We start from the raw sequence: 17,512 nt of genomic DNA, 5'->3' as shown, positions 1-17,512 counted from the left end.
GTACACACTTACATTTAGGGTAAGATTTTGGAAGCGGAAGAATGCAAGGCTCAGACATTAATCCAGATGCCAACATAAACAATTCTTTACATATGAATACGTCGCATATTGCAGCAATATTTTATACCGAAAATCGCGAGTAGATTAAAAAACAAGAAACGACGATCATCACGACCAAAAAGTGCTACAAGTCACACTTTTAGCATGCAATCCGTGCTAAATTCAGCGCATTCAAGTCGAGGTCAGCTTGATTGATTGCCGGACCGAAAACGCTGGTAAGCTCGCTGTAGGTAGTATTCCAATCATATATTGTTTTGTGCCAGTAGGCTCGATACCCATCAGCAGACAATTAGAAGTATGCCCTCCACAAAAGGAAGTAAATATTTACTTACAGGTCAAGTCTGAAGTAAATAGCGAGAATATAGCGATATCAAGAGCAATCGCAAAAATCGATCGTAGCTTAAGGTCGGAAGAACCTCTTCTTCACCTTGATGCAAGCACGAGAAAATGTGCATTGCAACTCTACGAGAGAGACGAAAACTGTAAAAGGACAAAGGAAGTCGTTCTTAAGGTATGTGCACAATAGGGAAAAGGCAGAGACAGGGATATTTTAGGTGACCAAAAGCACTCATAGTCTAATTTTCTTTTTTAGCAAAACACTCATGGCAAAGAAAAAAAATTGACATAAATGTAGGGTCGTTTGCTTTGATAGATTTATTCAGTATCAAAATAATCTGTACCCGCCATTAAAAGTGCCTTATCACTTTTGAAAATTTTGATTTTCCGATTTAACAAAAACCCAACGTATCGACAACCCTGTAACCACGGTTATCGGTGCAATCGACGCAACAGCTGACTTTTCTAAACAGAGAGACTTATTTCTATGAGCACTGACAAAAGCAATGACTCCACACCATTTTTAGCAGGCATGAGCGCTGTTGAGCAGCAATCATCTCTTTCGGGCTCCGGCTCCAAGTCAGTGCTGGGTGAAGGTATTAACTTTCGTGGCGAGCTGATCGGTACCGAAGATCTGCACGTGGAAGGTACTGTTGATGGTACTGTGATCATGGTTGGCCACAATCTTTCTGTTGGCACTGGTGGTGCAGTTACTGCCAATATCCACGCAAAAAATATTGTTGTAGAAGGCACCTTGGACGGCGATGCCCTTGCCGATGAGTTGATCGAAATTCGCAACACCGCACAAGTTAATGGCAATCTGATTGCACCGAGAATCAAGCTGGACGACGGCGGTAAATTCCGTGGCTCCATGGACATGGTTGATACCGATTCCGAAATGAAAGAGCGCCACAAGGAGTTCTCTGATCGTCTGGTACACCCAGACCTGCCCGCAGCAGAAGAAAAGCCGGCAGCCCGTACTCGCGGTAGCTCTACCTACTCCTCCAGCACCACGAGCACAAGCGATTCCTCTCGCCTGTCCGACACTAGCGACTACCTCTTCGGCGCTAAAGAAACCGAAGAAGAAGCTGAGGAAAGCTAAGAAACCTTCTTAGCTAGTCCTCAATATGGGCCCCGGCTAATGCCGGGGCTTTAGTTTTGGTGTGGGAAATATGTTGCAGCATCATTCATTTGGTATTGCTGCTTTGGTGGATGAAGTCATTCAACCGGGTAGTAAAGTTTTAGATTTGGGATGCCTTTCGTTTGGCACCACACAGCCTTTATTGGAGCGCTCCTGCCAGACATTTATCGAAGATTTACGCAGCCTGCTACTGGACACCTCTGCCCTCGATAAAGAAGTCAGGGCCGATAAGCTTTCTGAATATCTCACCAAAAAGCCCCAACGAATCAAGCTTGATGTGGTGCTCTGTTGGGATCTATTCAACTTTATGGAGCCTGAGCTTATTACTAAGCTCATTGAGGAAATCCGACCCCACTTAAAGCCTCGTACCATTTTCCATACAATGCTGTACACCGGCACTATGCCCAAGGGGCCCGCTGACTTTAAGCGCCTTTCTGGCTTTACCTTCAATACAGAGCCGCTCCACATGGAAGAACCACTGCCCACTTATAGGTACTCATCCTTGAATTTAATGAAGACTATGGGCAACTTCTCCCTGCGCTCCTCCCTGCTACAAAGAGAGGGGATGCGTAAAGACCTTATCGAATTAATGTTTGAATATGGCAATGTAAAATCGCCAACTTCCGTAATGGCCAGTGGATCATCAGCAGCGGTATCCGCCTTCCAGAAAAACCGCCTTACTAATATTTCGCTAACCGCTCTAGGCACCGCCCTGACTCACGTTAAGCGCTCACCGGTCAGCAAAGTTCTGGATATTGGGCAAAAGGCTGGGAGAAATATGGAGCACCTCCAAAGGGAGGTCGGTGAACTGTTTATTTCTGATTTTTACTCATCACTCGCTTGGCAAACCAGCAGAAAAGTGCCATTTGAAGAAGCGGTGCAGGCCGCATTGCGACAAGCAACTCTGCCAAAGGATCTCAATTGCATCCTCCTCTGGGATCTTCTCAACTTCTTTTCCACCGAGCAAATACAATCGATCACTAAGGCCCTGTATCAATATCTCAGTGAGGGTGGCGTGATGCACTTTTTGCTATTTAAACAAAACAAGCTTCCCGTTAACTGTGGTGTATTTGAAATTCAAAAGTCGGGCCAGGTTGGAACCTATATTCACGCTTCAGGTAGTAAGCAAACCCAACTCCGCACCATCACCGATGTTGTGAAATCTCTACCAGAGATGAAAGTACTCAGCCAGGGAACCGGGCGAATACCCAACGGACCTTTTTATCACGAAATAACAATGCAAAAAGTTGTAAAGGATAAATAATGACCCAGTTTTTCTACCACTGGTTAACCAAGTTGTCTGCGGAACAGGTTACCGACACCTTTCTTATGGTCATGCTTGCCATTGGTGCTATAGCCATAATCCTCTACCCTTTAGGCAAGTTTCCCCGCTTTGTAAAGGAAACACCATCACTACTGACGGCCCTCGGTATTTTAGGTACTTTTATCGGTATCATTATCGGTATCTACGGGTTTGATCTAAACGATATTGACACCTCAATTTCAGAACTGATGCAAGGTCTGGAAACCGCCTTTATGACCAGTATTTTGGGGCTCTTCCTTTCCCTGATATTGCGAACAATTTTTCAAATATTCACTAAAGAACAAGCCCCTAAAGCGACAGCAGATGACATACTGCAAGCTATTAATGGCCAGCGCGAAGATCTGGCAAAATTCCAGCGACAGATTAGTGATGAAGTCCTACAGTCACTCACTGCGGTTGTAGAAAAGTTTAATAGCGGCCTGAATGCCCAGATGGGTGAGAACCTACAGCAGTTTACCCAGCAATTGGAGGCCGTATCCCCTGCCCTGCAAGCCCTAATAGATCAGCATCAGCAGCACGCAGAACTCGCAACTATTTACCGCGACCAAACTGCAACTCTTCTCAATGAAATTAATGGTGCTCAGGAAAACCTTCTACTGTTACACCAACGTATTACTGAGCTGCCAGAAATTTTCAACGTGATTCCCACCCTGGTAGAGCAGCAGCGCAATCACGCAGAGCAGATATCAATCATGCTGAATGAGCAGCAAGCTTCTATTGAAGTTCTACAGCAATCGATCCCCGATATTGCGCCCAAGTTTGAAGCGCTCACCCGAGGAATTGACCAAGCTCAACAGCAACTGGGGGCCCAGGTTTCCAACCTGATCTCCCTGAGTAGGACCCAGGCGGAAGTATTCGACCAAAGAACCAGTAGGGTCGTAGCCCTGGCCGATGTGGTTACCAGTATGGACCCCAACCACTTCTCTAAAGCAATTCACGAGCAGGCTACCAGTCACCGGGAATCCATGGCCGAGCTAGCTCAGCTGATCGCCAAAACTCACAACCAGATGATTACCGAATTGTCACAAGTGATTACTCGCGATCTGAGTAATGCCGATGTCAGCATCAAGCGCCAATATGAGCTTCTGGATGAGCGTCTACGCGATGAAGTAGATAGTGTTATGGCAGCGATGGGCGATGCCCTAGGCACTTTAAGCGGAGAATTCTCCAGAGACTTCCGCCAGCTCATCCAGCAAATGAAGAGAATCGATGCGCAGGCTCAGAGAATCACTGGAGAGGCGCATGTTTGAAAGCACGCAAGCCAGTAGTGAGTCCAGCGATAGTCAATGGATTAGTCTATCGGACATGATGGCTGGCCTGATGATGGTATTTCTCTGTATTGCCGTCTTTGTAATGCGCTCCCTTATCGACGAACGTGCCAAGATTCGTGAACTCGCTGAGTCTTACCGGGACACCCAGTTGGCCATCTATCAAACTCTGCAACAGGAATTTGCCCACGACTTAACTCGATGGGGAGCGTCCCTGGATAAGCAAACCTTGGCCATCTCATTTAATAACAGTGATGCCTTATTTAAAACCGGTGACTTTACCCTAAGCGACAATGCCCGCGAGATTATGTCCTCCTTTGTACCTCGCTACATCGAAGTGCTGACGCCCTATATGGATTCCATTGCCGCAATACAGATCGAAGGGCACACAAGCTCTGAATGGGGAGACCAATCCGCACCGGAAGCAGGTTATTTCCACAACCTGCGACTTTCCCAACAGCGCTCACGAGCCGTAATGCAATATGCCCATTCATTACTGCCTTCGCAGCAAGCCGTCCTGGTACGGGCCAAGGTAGCAGCTGTCGGTTACTCCTCGGCTCGCCCAGTCTTGGATAAGAATGGGGTAGAAGATCCGGATCGCTCCCGCCGGGTAGCATTCAGGGTAGTTAGAGACTCAGAAAGCCATATCCTGCAAATCCTTGAGGAAGCTCTGTGAACCTCACAAAATTTCAGCCTATTCAAAACCGTCAGGCTATCACAGCGCTGCCAAGCGCCACACGAGCATTGTCAGTATCCTATGAGATTAGCGGTGGAGATTCATTCCCAGCCGGCAAACGCCCCTTAGCACAGCGCTTATCTGAAATGTCTGATCGAAACAGCTTAGCCAAAGCCATCCGTACTGGAATGCAACTCGATTCAAGCGATCTGGATAGCGTACCTGTGGCTTGGCGCTACCGGGGTATTCCGGTTTTTTTATTTGGCCTGGAACAAAACCCGGACTCTTTTGGTCAAGTTCATATTTACCCCAAATGCCCAATAGTGAATAGCTATAAGGGGCCGGTTTGGATCAGTAGTGACTATAGCGAAGCGTGCAAGTCATTTCCCCAGGATCAATTAAAGCCATGCCCTCACTGCTTACGTCACCTTTACAGCCACAATATTCCCGACGTTGTACACAAAGACCGTTTCGGCAATGTAACCAATATCGACTGGCTGACCTATACCCGATACTTTGCCAGCAATATTTTTCGAAGACACTCTCTCATCTGGAAAAATGGCGAACGCCCCCAAAAAGTTAGCTCTGTATTTACCCCTGAAAACCCGAAATATAACTGCTCTATCTGCCAATGCGATATCAAAGCCAGTGGATGGGCACTCAACCAAAAGCTTGCAGAAAGTAGCGGTCTCCCCAAAGAGATTTGCTTGCTCTGTGCAGAGAGAAGGGCCCGCGCTGTCATACTCGCACCACCCCAAGCCTCACTGAGAGCCGCTACATTGCGCTATGAATCCTTGGCAAAGCAACTGGGCAGTGATCCCCAGGCCTCATGGATGATCGCAGAACAGGTAGTCCCCGCATCCTGGCTACCATTAATACAGAGGCTTAAATCCTTAATGGGGCCACCCAAAGTCTTCCAAGTAATCGCGCCTAGGGTATTGGCCGTACTATGCTGGCCAAACCTCGGCCGCGCCATTATTGCCGATGGCACCAAAGAGGCAAAGATACCAGCCAGTTACTCAGTTTGGAAAAAGGCTCAGATTGAGCGGGAATTAGGGCTAAGCAACTAGCCACTTCAAAGTGCTGCCTATCGGCAGCTTGCTTTTTATACCATTCCCTCTTAACCCACTTTAATCAAAGAGTTAGCCTATTTAATTGCTTCAAAACTCGCCCTGAAGATTCCGATATTTTTACTTGCTATAGCAGAAATATAGAAGCCCTCCCAAAATCTTTTATAGCTTTTAAGCTCAAAATAATAGAGACGCATCCTGCATTGCAAGCAATGCACAATAATAATTACTTCGCTGTGTGTACTCGAAACACCCTATCAATTCGTTACTGTTTTTCACAAGAAAGTTATTCCCCATATGCCAGGATGACTCGGAACCGTAATTCAGTAAAACGCCAGAAAGAACAATATCATAAAAATCTAAATAATTTAATCACCCCCTCCATAATACCAACCATATCCGGCACAGAAATTTACGACCAGCAGAAAAAATAGAACCCATGCTACAAACCAAAAAAGTAGCTACAGCATTACTAGGCAGCCACCATCTACCATAACGACGAGCCGATAAATAAATAATTCGTGAATTTAAGTAAACATTAAAAGAATGCTGAAATTATCGCTTGAACCCAACTTTAATGAAGAGTAGCTTGATAATTAAATGAGCATGACACAAACCGAATTATGATAACTCCTGCATTTGTAGTTGAGTCCGAGCCAAATAAAAGGTGCTCCTCAACGAGAGGGATACCGATTACATTTGACTCTGAATCAGTCATTCTATAGTAAGATGGAGATAGAAAAATGCCAGTAAATAATATAACCCTGCAAGATGCAAAAGCCCGTGTTCGAGCTACTTTACAGGCCGGCGGCCTAGTAATTATACAAGAGCCACATAACGATGTTCCCCACGGTTTCTCCTTTGCTGCTGAAGCTATAGCGGACAATAGCGATCAACCTCACTCGCTGTTCGTTGAAGCACCACATGAAATTAAAGCTGCGGGGAGCCTAGCCACTTACCCTCAAAGGATAAAAGACTACTTCGCAGGGGGTGTAACTGACACTGAAACATCAGAGCTATTAATCAAATTGGCTACTCGAAAAAATTGGGATATAGCATGCGTAGACTCATGGAGAGGAAATGGAGCTTGGAAATCTTCAGAAAAACGTCAAAAAGGAATAGCGAGACGTGTTATTCACCATTTTAATATAGGTGGGCGCCCAGGAGGAATAATCCCTATTGGGTCTGCACACGTAACAGGATTAAGAATGGGAAGGAACATGATTGGAAATCGACGTGTTGATCGCAGAATAAGCACTCTTGCAAATCAAATCCCTGATGATCAGGCCATTAATTACCAAGGCTATTGGGGATTAGGAAGGTATATCGCTGGACGAAATTTACAAATGTATAAATTCACAGCGACCGGAGATTATTCGCATATCAGCGAACCAAATATTTCTCGGGACCTTCACATTCAATTTGTTCCTCGCGACAGAATTTTTCGAGCTCCAAATCTTGCCATCTAGGAACCCTAAAAGCTCTTGCTTATTCTTTTACTTTCTCAGCATATAACCTTCATCTCACTTGAGATGAACTCTTAGAAATGACACAAACTTTCTTTTTCCGTCAGCAAGCTCCACCAACTCAAATTGCTGGCGGGCTTCTCTCACACTGATACCATCTCGAACAGATGCCAAATATAGCCTCCATAACTGGAAACGGCTAAATGACTATATTTCCGAACATTTCATCGAACAAAACCTATAAAATTAGCAGTAACCAAATCCATCTAACATAAAAACCCAACCTACATCCTACAGCCGCTCAAGAAAAAATACTTCATAACACATACTTATATAGCACCTCCTGAAAATAATGATCCGCGAAACAAGTGATATTTAAAACAATAATTTGACAGGAGTGTACCAAAGCCCTTTATGACATCAAAATTCGAGAACATACCAACCGACACAACATACGCCCACAAACACAGATCCAGCATTTGCCTTAAAAAATTTATTCAGACTTATTAAGATGCAGACAAGGTATAATAAAACTCTATCAAAAGCCCTTCTTACAATCACTTTTTACCGACAACCGTTATCGTACATGCCGACGATTTGTTACAGGAGTTTCCCGAACAAATACTTACTAAAGCCCTAGATAGCAACCACCAAAATTCAACTCAAGAAGGATTTAACACCAAAGCATATAGATATCTCTTTGTAAACGATGGTGTGATTGGCCATTATTGAGGTACCAATGAATAATGAGGTACAAGTAAGTAGCGGCTTGTGAATTGGCTCTTCATATTCTGACTAGAATAGAAAAACCATCGAAACCAGACAGAAATACTAACATTACTGACGAAAACAGCTATTAAAAAGCTCCGCCCTAGGCAATCAATGTTGTGCCTGGTATAACCTACAAAAATAGATAATACTCATGAAAAAGTTGATTTTCTTTCTACTATTTTCTAGCTGTGCAAATGGAACAGCTATAGAGCCTGCAACACTGGGACAGTTTCTAGAAAGCACCGATCACGTTCCACATGCTCTGGTTCAAAAGGTAGATATGATCACCTCAAGCGGAGAAATCACCTTTAATCCAGATGGGAGAACCAGTCCCTTATCAGGGAATAAGATTAGGCTCCATGTTAAATTGATGCCAAATGGTGTAATTAAAAACAATCTTGATCATATCCCCCCCGGAATTTTACGTAGAATTTTGGGAGATGTGGCACTATCAACTCGGCAATATCCAAGGGTCATCATTAGGCGGAGAATTTATTTTTCTGCTGAGAGGTCCAAACTTAAACAAGGTATACCCCCGGTATTTCATGAGAAAAACAGATGAAAAACCTAACATTATTGAACTACTGAAGAAGCTACCTGACTAATTAATGCTACCTCTAAATTCACCCTTAAATTTTCAGTCAGCATGAAAGTCTCAGTATAATGTTTAAACACTAGATTCTGTATACTCTATTCTAAATATCGCGAAGGGAGGCAACATACAGCTTCTCGGATACTCTTGAATACCCTGCCACTTTCTCCAGCAACACCAAAAAGGAGTACATGTTTTGAAATTAATCACAGGCACTGATTCCACCTGGTCCTTAAGAGTCTGGATATGCGCCCAAATCGCAGGCCTTGACATTGAGATCAAAGCCATAGACCTCTCCAGCCCTAACTACAAAAACGAAGTACTTAAATATTCCCAAGCTGGACTTGTACCTGTATTGTTGCTTGAAGATACTTACATTCATGATTCACTAGCAATCGCTGAGTATTTTAATGAGCTCTCCAAAGGCATCTTGTACCCTTCTTCAAATATTGAGCGAGCACAATCAAGAAGCCTATGTGCTGAACTTCACTCCGGTTTTATCGCTTTAAGAAGCAACTGCCCTTTCACTTTAGATAAAAGCAACTCCTCTCCGGATATTAACTCTGGAATTCAGGCTGAGTTAAAAAGGATTGAAGATATTTTCTCGAAAGCAAAACTGCCCTTCATGTTCGGCTCTGCTGGGGCTGTAGACGCATTTTACGCAATACTCGCTTATAGACTATATGTTTATAATATCTCATTAAGCGAGAAAGCTACCAAATACCAGCAAAGTCTTTTGGAGTGGCCAATCTTGCAGCAAGCAATTGACCTGGCTGCAGAGTGGAGAAACTCATAATTAAAGCTGTCACCAAATGTCGCTTTGGAAATTTCTTATCAACTCATCGATTACAAGGTTGGCTGTAGCCAGCCTTGTAGTTACAACAGTATCAACATGGCGAAAATTTGTAAGTTATTTACCTAATTTGCCATAATCACTAATAAGGCAATCAATCTTAAAGGGCCTCGGATAAGATACATGCTTATATCCAGCCTACACTTAAGTACTGAGCAAGCAAGAAGCGCCACATCTCAAACTACTTGGCTAGCCATTATCAGCCTCCTCTTAGGCGCAGCCTGTATTCAGTTAGTTATCATGCGCTTTTTTAATGGGCAAATGGCACCGGATGTCTTCGCAAGTTTATTACATCAGCTTGTACAGACTAAGGGCACACCTGCACTTGTCAAATCACTGGTCAGCTACCTTATCCCCTACTCAGCTTTTGTGACCTATACACTCCACCTGGCACTATTGCTTGCTGGAACCCTCTTGATATTGCGTGTTTTTATTGTTTTGGGCGCGACACTCATGTTTTTCGGCTTTATCTTGCTGTGGGGGTTGACTTACATGGGAGAAAACAGCTGGTACTTCGAGTTTTTGTCACCTGCGTTATTTGCCTTAATCTTGGCAGTTAGCATTTACAAGCTCCATAAAGACTCTCAATACAATTTTCGTTCTCGGTTTTTAGGCGCGGTGATAGCACCGAGAGTAAGCCTATTAACCTGGGGTTGTGCGATTGTTGTAGCATCTGCTCTCTTATTTGGGGTCTTTACAATGTCACGTAATGGTGGCGATTACGTATTCACTGTAAGCGCCCTATCCAGCATTACCATTGCCATTTTATCAATAGCTTCAAAGTATTTAGACAAGTATCGAAATACTCCCCCCAAACAGGATTCAACTCCGATATTAGGGCGCTGGATTGATCTTTTTACCTTCACCATCGGGGTAATGTTAGTCTTTCAGGTTTTTGAGGATGGGCTATTAAATTGGTTTACTGTAGAAGGGTACCGAGGTCTCATTAACTCCTATGTCGAATACGGGAATACACCGTATTGGTATCGGGGAGCCCTGGCCTGGGTAGCGGATCACGCCGAGATCTTTATGCCAACCCAGAGAGTATTCGAGACCTTTGCTGCAATCTGTATGGTAATTTTAGTCTTTCGATTTCCAGTTGTACTGCTGGCGACCGGTCTCTTTGCCATTCTCTCTTTTACGGAATTTGGAGTTACGAATGCTTGGCCTCCCGCACCAGGCAAGCCTCCCGCCTGGGTATTTGAACTACTGCTTACAACATCGGTTAGCTTTACCTGCGGTCTCTATTACTTACTAGATGCTATTGCGCACAAATCCTGGAAGCATTGGATATTGGGTCCCAAAATATTTGACTCAATATCAGATTTCAATAAGTGTTTTTTATTTATTTTCTTACTTATTATCGAAGTAATTATATTTTCCTCCACTCCCATACAAGAGGAGACCAAATTCATTGCACTACACTTCTCAGCACTGTCACTTATTCCTTTATTCTTCATTATGATCATTCTGGATAAATACCGAGCAATCACACCCAATATAGATTTTTATACCAACCCAAATGGGAAAAATCATAACCAACTACCGTAAGCTCCCACCTACTTTGGCTTTAAGTAATAAACCCTATAAAACGGACGTTTGTGCAATTTATATGGCCGGCAATATTGTAGCAACAACTAACAGGAGTAATTCCACGGTACAATGTGGGCATAAGCGAATATTGGTAGCCGAGGCCCCTTCGCCTACGAACTTCCTCTGATAACGTTATAGAAATTTTATTGGGTTAATTTGCGTCATGAAGACTCTTCATCTGGTAATTTTATTTAGCATCCTGTCTATTTTTTCTACTTATGTGGCAGCAGAGAGAATTAAGATCGACAACTCTCTCACTATCCACTACGAACAAGCGGGTAATGGCGATACGACAATCATCTTTATTCCCGGCTGGATGATGTCTACAAAGGTTTTCGAGCATCAACTTGCCCATTTCAAGGACTCCACCAAGTATCGCGCGCTAGCTTATGATCCCCGCGGCCAGGGCATGTCATCCAAGCCTGTTGAGGGCCATACTTATCAGCAACACGCTCGGGACTTAGCTGCACTGATTGACAGGCTGGGGCTTGATAGCGTGATTCTCGCGGGTTGGTCCTATGGAGTGACCGAGCAACTGGCCTATCTCAACCAGTTCGGCACTGACAAGATAAAAGCCATGATTATGATCGACACTGGTCCGGATATTTCTGGGGCCAGCCGGGACGAGTGGGTCTGGTATCTGAATGATGATTCAGACGGATACTCGCGCTCATTCACTGAGGGGATTATTGAGGATCGCGAAAATGTGATTGCAGAGTTCGTCAAATGGATGCTTGAAAATCCCACTGCAGAAAATATTGCCTGGGTGTCTAATATCGCCAATCAAACCTCTAGCAGCGTCGCCGCAATTACCAACGCTACTGGTTTTTACCTCGACTACAGCAAAGACCTTATCGGCCTTGAAGGGAAGATTCCCATGCTATATGTGGTACGAAATGAAGTTAAGGAAGTGGCTGACAAATGGATCAAAGCTAATACCCCTTCCGCCACTACCGCTTATATGGGAAAGCATATGATGTTTTGGGAGAGACCCGATGAATTCAATGCAGTGGTCGATCAATTTCTGGAGAATATAGAAACTAAGTAGCATTCACTATTTTGTTAAACTTAGGGCAGACTGACTTCAGCCAGCCCTAAGCTTTAAGTCTGCAGGCCCTACTTCTTCGACTTACCCCCGCTCAACAAGGCATATCTCCCAGTCAAGGCACTTGACATCTAAAGGGTCAATAAATAGATTTAAGTCATATAACAATAAATTGGCAACTTCTTTCGGCACAAACATCGGTGCACGTCGACACGAGTACCCTCTACTGAAAATACCTGACAAGCAGGCAAAAGCAGCTTTCTTCAACCAGTTTTAGCTGGTTAATTTAACCCGAACTTTAGTATTACATTACCCCCTAAAATAATACCTACATGGAGAGTGGAAAATGAGAGTTCTATTTTTAGCCTTGATAAGTGTTTGTTCGCTGATAGCAAATGCTTCAGATTTTATTCTCGCACAAAAGACGGAAATCAAATCAGATTTTCTTGGTGAAAACCGAACCATCTTGGTGAAACTTCCCGAACAATATAAGGATAGTGACAAAGAATATCCTGTGCTCTACGTATTACACGCTCAGTGGGACATGCTTTCTACTTTGTCTACTGTCGATTTACTTGAAGGCCAAGTGCCCAATTTTATCGTGATTGGTGTAGAGGGAATGGGCAAGGAGTTGCGCCCGGATCAAGGTAAATTGACAGCATTTTCTCAGTTCCTAGCGAGCGAAGTTGTGCCCTATGTCAATAAAAACTATCGAACCGCAGATTTTAGTATTTTGTCTGGGCACTCCAACTCTGGCCGCTTCGTACTGGACTACTGGCTAAACGACAAAGCACCATTTTCACAGTACTTTGCTTTTAGCCCATCATTAGAGGATAAATATATAACCGAGCGAGTTTCCAATTTAGCACCTAAACAACTCAAAGAGCTTTCCCCGCTGACCGTGACCATCGCTAACGAGGGGAATCATATGCAAGTCCCATTTGACGAGTTGAGCCAAACTCTCGCAAATGTACCGGGTGCAACCTTTACCTTCCAGAAATTCCCAGAGCAATCCCACAGAACGACCAAACATCACTCTATGCAATTTGCCCTACAACACACCTTTGCAGGGTGGGAACCTACTTACGAACTTAAAGTAAGTGGATTTGATGGACTGACAAATCACTACCATAATTTATCAGATAAATTTGGCTTCAAAGTAGTTATTCCCACCAATACCCTACAGCGCTTGATGGCCCACCATGCCATTTCCGATTCTGAAAACGCAGCCAGCGAATTAAAACTCCATATCGCATACACCATCAAAGAAATTTCCACCGGGATCGATGCCACAGTTGAGACAGCAGAATACCTGCTGAACAATGGCTATGAAGAGGCGGGGAAAACCATATTGAAAGAGATGTGCAACCAGACTGAAGAGCACGCTCGCTGCAAAGGCTGACAAAATCTACTCGAAGGCCAGACACACTCTTAATGTGAAGTGCGCCCACTAAAAATTAAAGGAAAGTTTGCAAAGCAATAAAAAGGAAGCTGCCCGCCCTATCTTGATTTAGGCGCGGGCTTCCATAAAGGCAGGCTCTCGTTAGCGGCGTGCGGCGAAAATGCCACCGGCCATTACCGCTAAAGAAGATAAAAGTCCAACACCTACCAAGCTATACAAGCTAATGGATTGCTTGGCCATCTCGGCAACTACCTCACTGAAAGGGAACTGCCAGGCAATGATCCCTAAGGCAGCCGCTACCGCAATGTACTGAGAGTAACTGGAACGACGCTTTGAGCGTTTAGGCTGCTCAGGGAGCGCGGCCATCACACGGTCACAAAAACCATCGTTATCCAAATGGGGCTCATTGAACTGGAGCTGTTCGCTTAGCCAGGCGTCAAACTCCCGGTCGTTGCCCTCTAATGCCATTTCACTCAAGGCGTTACCTTTCGTGTTGCGCTGTTCAAAGTTAACCATTTACCACCTCCTCACGCCAGGGCTGTAGCAAGCTACGCAGCTTGGCCCGAGCACGGTTGACATGGGATTTTACCGTACCAAGCGGCAATTTCATAATACTTGCCGCCTCCTCGTGAGAAAAGCCCCTGTGCATACACAGATGGATTGCTTGCCGTTGCGGGCCACTCAGGGTATCCATCGCGGCAGTAAGGTCCCTAGCCATCCCTAACTGCCGGGATTCTTCGATAGTCTCATCGGCCTGAGCCCTATCCACTGCCTCCTGATCCACATCGGGCATATTCTTACGTTTGTGGCTCATGACGAGATTATAGGCGATACGGTACAGCCAAGTGCTGAAGCGGGCATCCCCCCTGAACGCCGGCAACGCCTTATAGGCCTTAATAAAGGCCTCCTGCGCCATATCGTCTGCCAGACCCTGGTCACCATCACACAGCTGTCGGAGCGAGTATCGCAGCTGAGATTGATAGCGACGAACCAGCTGGGCGTATGCCCGCTGGTCCCCGTCTTTGACGGCTCGCCTGATTAATTCCTCGTCATTGAGGTCCATACTCGCCTTTCCTACACCTGCTTGTTATCAAGCTTCCAGTTCACATAGCGAGCCACACCGATAAACAGAGGGATCAAGCCAAGACTGCCTACTCCAATACCTGCAAGAGCTGAGAGGGAGAGGAATACTGCAGCGCCTATTGCGATCAGAGTGATACCGCGATCACTGGAGCTATTTGGCTCTCTCTCATCCAAAAGATCAATTAGCTCCGGGGGAACATCCCGACCATCAGCAACCATCTGGTTGATATTGCTCATAACCAGTTGTTTCTTGCGATAGCTGCTGCGCGTTACCAACCAGACAATAAATACTGGCATGCCAAATACACAGAGCAGCGCTACTATTGGGATTACAGATGAGTCATCACTTCCAGAGTGGTGTGAATCATGATGGTCCCAGTGCCTACCCCGGTAGTCACGACTCTCCGATAGCCTGATTTTGACATTGTCCGGTACGCTATTCAGGGTATCTTCGGTAACCTTTCCGTCTACATCCAGAATGCCCTTGCTTTTCAGCCGTTCAATAATTTCCTGGCTTAGGGGGCCGCCAAAGTCCTGCCCCAAGTCAACCCGCACTTCACTTTTCTCACCATTCTCTCCTTCGGATTTGATCGTGAGAACACCATCTTCACGCAATATACGGACGCGGGTTTCAGATTCGGAGGCCTCCACACCTGGCGGCGGCGGGGGCTCTGGGACAAATGAGTCCTCCTCCTGGGCCCAGCTGCCCATGCTTATGCTGGATGCCGCAATGGCCACCCAACAGCAGATGACTGCCTGGAATGATTGTTTATTTCTCGCTCTCATTACTTACTCTCTAATCATTTTCGTTATCAGTGGTGTGAACCGTCGTTGGGGGGAGGTGACCTACATCACCATCATTCGAGCCTTGGAGTAGGGGTAAGCCATTCCTCCTCGGGGCTCCTTTTCCTCAGCAATACGCACAGGAGTTAGCCGGCTAACCTTCTCACTCTTATCAGTGCACTCACCAAGCTTCCTAAGTATTTGCTGATCAATTTTCTGTGTGAGCTCTCGGTGAATCCCATCCTGGGAAAGCGTCAGCTCGGAGGCATTAGCCTGACCCACTTGCAGAGCCGCAACTATTAGAGATAGCGCGACGCAAAATTGTACCTTTTTAGTTGATCTCGCAGTAAACATTGTGATCTCCCGTTTTTCCCTTGTACGCCACTATGACGATTCGGGGAGCCCAGTTGGATGCAGCTGTATAATTTTTTTTACGCCAACACTTGGAACCACCTTCTAATGGTCATCACTGGGCTGGAACGATCGGATAAACTCGGAACACAATACGGAATGAGAACTTCGATATGACAACCCCTGATGATGTCCTGGTTTTTTGGTTTGGCAGCACTGATATTCGTGGCAACTCTATTGCTGCGGAGAAGCAGGGTTTATGGTTTGCCGCTACTCCGGAAGTGGACGCCGACATCAAGGCAAGATTTGGAGCTATTGCCGAGTCAGCGCAGCGTGGAGAGCTGGACCGTTGGCGGCAAACTTTGGAAGGCGAACTCGCCTTGCTACTGGTTTGTGACCAATTATCCAGAAACATTTACCGGGGCACTCGCCAGGCATTCGCTGCAGATTCCCAGGCACTGGCAATTACGATGTCACTGATTCAGCGCGGAGAGGCCCCGAATCTTGGGCTCTACCAGCAGATATTCCTGGGCATGCCGCTAGAGCACAGCGAAGACTTCGTGACCCAGCAGCGCTCGGTAGACTACTTTCGGCAGTTGCAGCAAACCTTCGCAGAAGACAAAATTGCCTCGCCCTATCTCGACACTCATTATCGATACGCCCTTGCCCATCAAGAGGTCATCGAGCGATTTGGGCGCTTCCCTCACCGCAATGCGGCTTTGGGTCGCACTTCCACTCAAGCAGAAAAAGAATGGCTGGCTCAAGGGGGCGGCTTTAAATAATGGATTTACTCAGTTGGTTATCTCTCGCGGGGATCTGTGCCCTCGGTGCCATGTCACCGGGACCAAGTCTTCTTATCGTCTTACGCAGCGCTTCCTCTGGCCTACAGCAAGGCCTGGCCAGCGCTATTGCTCACGGAGCCGGGGTCGCTATATACGCAATTCTTACCGCATTTGGCCTGGCGGTATTGATTACTAGCTCTCCTCTTCTATTTAACATTCTGCAGTGGGCCGGTGCAGCAATGCTGGTCTACTTGGGCTGGAAAGCCCTCAGTGCGCCCGCACCGGGTACCGGTACTGCAACCGTACAACCTCCACACCAGAGCCTGAAGCGCTCTATCGCTCAAGGTTTTGGTGTTGCCTTCTTCAACCCCAAGATCGCCGTATTTTTCACCGCCCTATTCAGCCAGTTTGTGTCAGAACAACAGGCCCTGAGCACCAAGCTGGGCATGGCGGCCCTGGTTTCAGGAGTGGATGCAATTTGGTACTGTATCGTTGCCCTGGCGGTTCACGCCAGCCGTAAACGCCAGCTGGTCAGCAAGCATATTGGCCATCGCATCCAACAGGTTTTCGGGATCTTACTGATAGGACTGGCTGCCCGGCTGATCCTTAGCATCTAAAGCCTCAGGCCTGCAGAAAACTTCACTACCTCAGTTTCACCACACCCAAATAAAAAACAGGCCCGCAAGCGGGCCTGTTAAATGATGTGAAGACAGCCAGTCGCCCCGGGGGGAATGCGTCTGGCTGTATGCACATTATGACAGTGTTCACGCTTAATGGCGGACCAATCATCGCACCTGCTGGTCTTTTGACCGCATAGGGCCCTTTCTTCACCGCATCGTTGACACTGAATATTTATACAGTTAGGGTAGCGGCATACAAACTAAGTGGACAGTCTAATAGACGATTGGGAGGCACA

17 protein-coding genes are annotated in these 17,512 nt (G+C 45.9%); 13 read left to right on the top strand and 4 right to left on the bottom strand.

Annotated features, from left to right (window positions below; genetic code table 11):
- Positions 1-883 precede the first annotated feature (883 nt).
- The 11 genes from ACJJIW_RS14705 to ACJJIW_RS14655 all read left to right on the top strand — a co-directional run bounded on the left by ACJJIW_RS14705 (position 884) and on the right by ACJJIW_RS14655 (position 13,597).
- Complete coding sequence (locus ACJJIW_RS14705) at positions 884-1,498, top strand: bactofilin family protein (protein WP_282933371.1); 615 nt, start codon at positions 884-886, stop codon at positions 1,496-1,498.
- A gap of 70 nt (positions 1,499-1,568) precedes the next feature.
- Positions 1,569-2,801 (top strand): class I SAM-dependent methyltransferase, encoded by a 1,233-nt coding sequence (locus tag ACJJIW_RS14700; protein WP_444894293.1) that lies wholly within the window; start codon positions 1,569-1,571, stop codon positions 2,799-2,801.
- Complete coding sequence (locus ACJJIW_RS14695; protein ID WP_444935556.1) at positions 2,801-4,111, top strand: MotA/TolQ/ExbB proton channel family protein; 1,311 nt, start codon at positions 2,801-2,803, stop codon at positions 4,109-4,111. Before ACJJIW_RS14700 ends, ACJJIW_RS14695 begins: the two co-directional genes overlap by 1 nt.
- Positions 4,104-4,805, top strand: a complete 702-nt coding sequence (locus ACJJIW_RS14690; protein ID WP_282933374.1) for an OmpA/MotB family protein — start codon at positions 4,104-4,106, stop codon at positions 4,803-4,805. Before ACJJIW_RS14695 ends, ACJJIW_RS14690 begins: the two co-directional genes overlap by 8 nt.
- Positions 4,802-5,875, top strand: coding sequence for a hypothetical protein (locus ACJJIW_RS14685; RefSeq protein ID WP_282933375.1), 1,074 nt, complete (start codon positions 4,802-4,804; stop codon positions 5,873-5,875). The genes ACJJIW_RS14690 and ACJJIW_RS14685 overlap by 4 nt, the downstream gene beginning before the upstream one ends.
- 743 nt (positions 5,876-6,618) lie before the next feature.
- Positions 6,619-7,344: a hypothetical protein gene (locus ACJJIW_RS14680; protein WP_282933376.1), complete on the top strand. Its 726-nt coding sequence runs from the start codon at positions 6,619-6,621 to the stop codon at positions 7,342-7,344.
- 919 nt (positions 7,345-8,263) lie between these two features.
- Complete coding sequence (locus ACJJIW_RS14675; RefSeq protein ID WP_444935555.1) at positions 8,264-8,674, top strand: hypothetical protein; 411 nt, start codon at positions 8,264-8,266, stop codon at positions 8,672-8,674.
- A gap of 226 nt (positions 8,675-8,900) precedes the next feature.
- Complete coding sequence (locus ACJJIW_RS14670; RefSeq protein ID WP_444894295.1) at positions 8,901-9,500, top strand: glutathione S-transferase N-terminal domain-containing protein; 600 nt, start codon at positions 8,901-8,903, stop codon at positions 9,498-9,500.
- A 180-nt stretch (positions 9,501-9,680) separates the two neighbouring features.
- Positions 9,681-11,108 carry an alpha-amylase family protein gene (locus ACJJIW_RS14665; protein WP_282933379.1) on the top strand — a complete coding sequence of 476 codons (1,428 nt, stop codon included), beginning with the start codon at positions 9,681-9,683 and terminating at the stop codon, positions 11,106-11,108.
- A gap of 205 nt (positions 11,109-11,313) precedes the next feature.
- Complete coding sequence (locus ACJJIW_RS14660; protein WP_444935554.1) at positions 11,314-12,198, top strand: alpha/beta fold hydrolase; 885 nt, start codon at positions 11,314-11,316, stop codon at positions 12,196-12,198.
- 343 nt (positions 12,199-12,541) lie between these two features.
- Positions 12,542-13,597 carry an alpha/beta hydrolase gene (locus tag ACJJIW_RS14655; protein WP_444935553.1) on the top strand — a complete coding sequence of 352 codons (1,056 nt, stop codon included), beginning with the start codon at positions 12,542-12,544 and terminating at the stop codon, positions 13,595-13,597.
- Positions 13,598-13,738: 141 nt separating this feature from the next.
- Here ACJJIW_RS14655 and ACJJIW_RS14650 read toward each other — a convergent pair whose 3' ends face one another.
- Genes ACJJIW_RS14650 through ACJJIW_RS14635 form a run of 4 tightly spaced genes read right to left on the bottom strand, consistent with a single transcriptional unit; the run spans position 13,739 to position 15,817 of the window.
- Positions 13,739-14,113 (bottom strand): hypothetical protein, encoded by a 375-nt coding sequence (locus ACJJIW_RS14650; RefSeq protein WP_444935552.1) that lies wholly within the window; start codon positions 14,111-14,113, stop codon positions 13,739-13,741.
- On the bottom strand, positions 14,106-14,660 hold the full coding sequence (locus tag ACJJIW_RS14645) for an RNA polymerase sigma factor (protein WP_413665211.1): 555 nt from the start codon (positions 14,658-14,660) through the stop codon (positions 14,106-14,108). The genes ACJJIW_RS14650 and ACJJIW_RS14645 overlap by 8 nt, the downstream gene beginning before the upstream one ends.
- An 11-nt stretch (positions 14,661-14,671) precedes the next feature.
- Entirely contained in the window at positions 14,672-15,466 is a 795-nt protein-coding gene (locus tag ACJJIW_RS14640; RefSeq protein WP_444935551.1) for a DUF6249 domain-containing protein, read from the bottom strand.
- 60 nt (positions 15,467-15,526) lie between these two features.
- A complete protein-coding gene (locus tag ACJJIW_RS14635; protein WP_444935550.1) occupies positions 15,527-15,817 on the bottom strand; it encodes a hypothetical protein in 291 nt (96 codons plus the stop codon).
- A 170-nt stretch (positions 15,818-15,987) separates the two neighbouring features.
- Between ACJJIW_RS14635 and ACJJIW_RS14630 the strand changes: the two genes are divergently transcribed.
- Both ACJJIW_RS14630 and ACJJIW_RS14625 read left to right on the top strand, forming a co-directional pair.
- Complete coding sequence (locus ACJJIW_RS14630) at positions 15,988-16,596, top strand: DUF924 family protein (protein ID WP_444935549.1); 609 nt, start codon at positions 15,988-15,990, stop codon at positions 16,594-16,596.
- Positions 16,596-17,213 (top strand): LysE family translocator, encoded by a 618-nt coding sequence (locus tag ACJJIW_RS14625; RefSeq protein ID WP_444935548.1) that lies wholly within the window; start codon positions 16,596-16,598, stop codon positions 17,211-17,213. The genes ACJJIW_RS14630 and ACJJIW_RS14625 overlap by 1 nt, the downstream gene beginning before the upstream one ends.
- The last annotated feature ends 299 nt before the right edge of the window (positions 17,214-17,512 follow it).

This window comes from Microbulbifer maximicatervae (SeqCode) (genome assembly GCF_052467815.1).
This window is presented reverse-complemented; position numbering and strand designations above follow the sequence as displayed.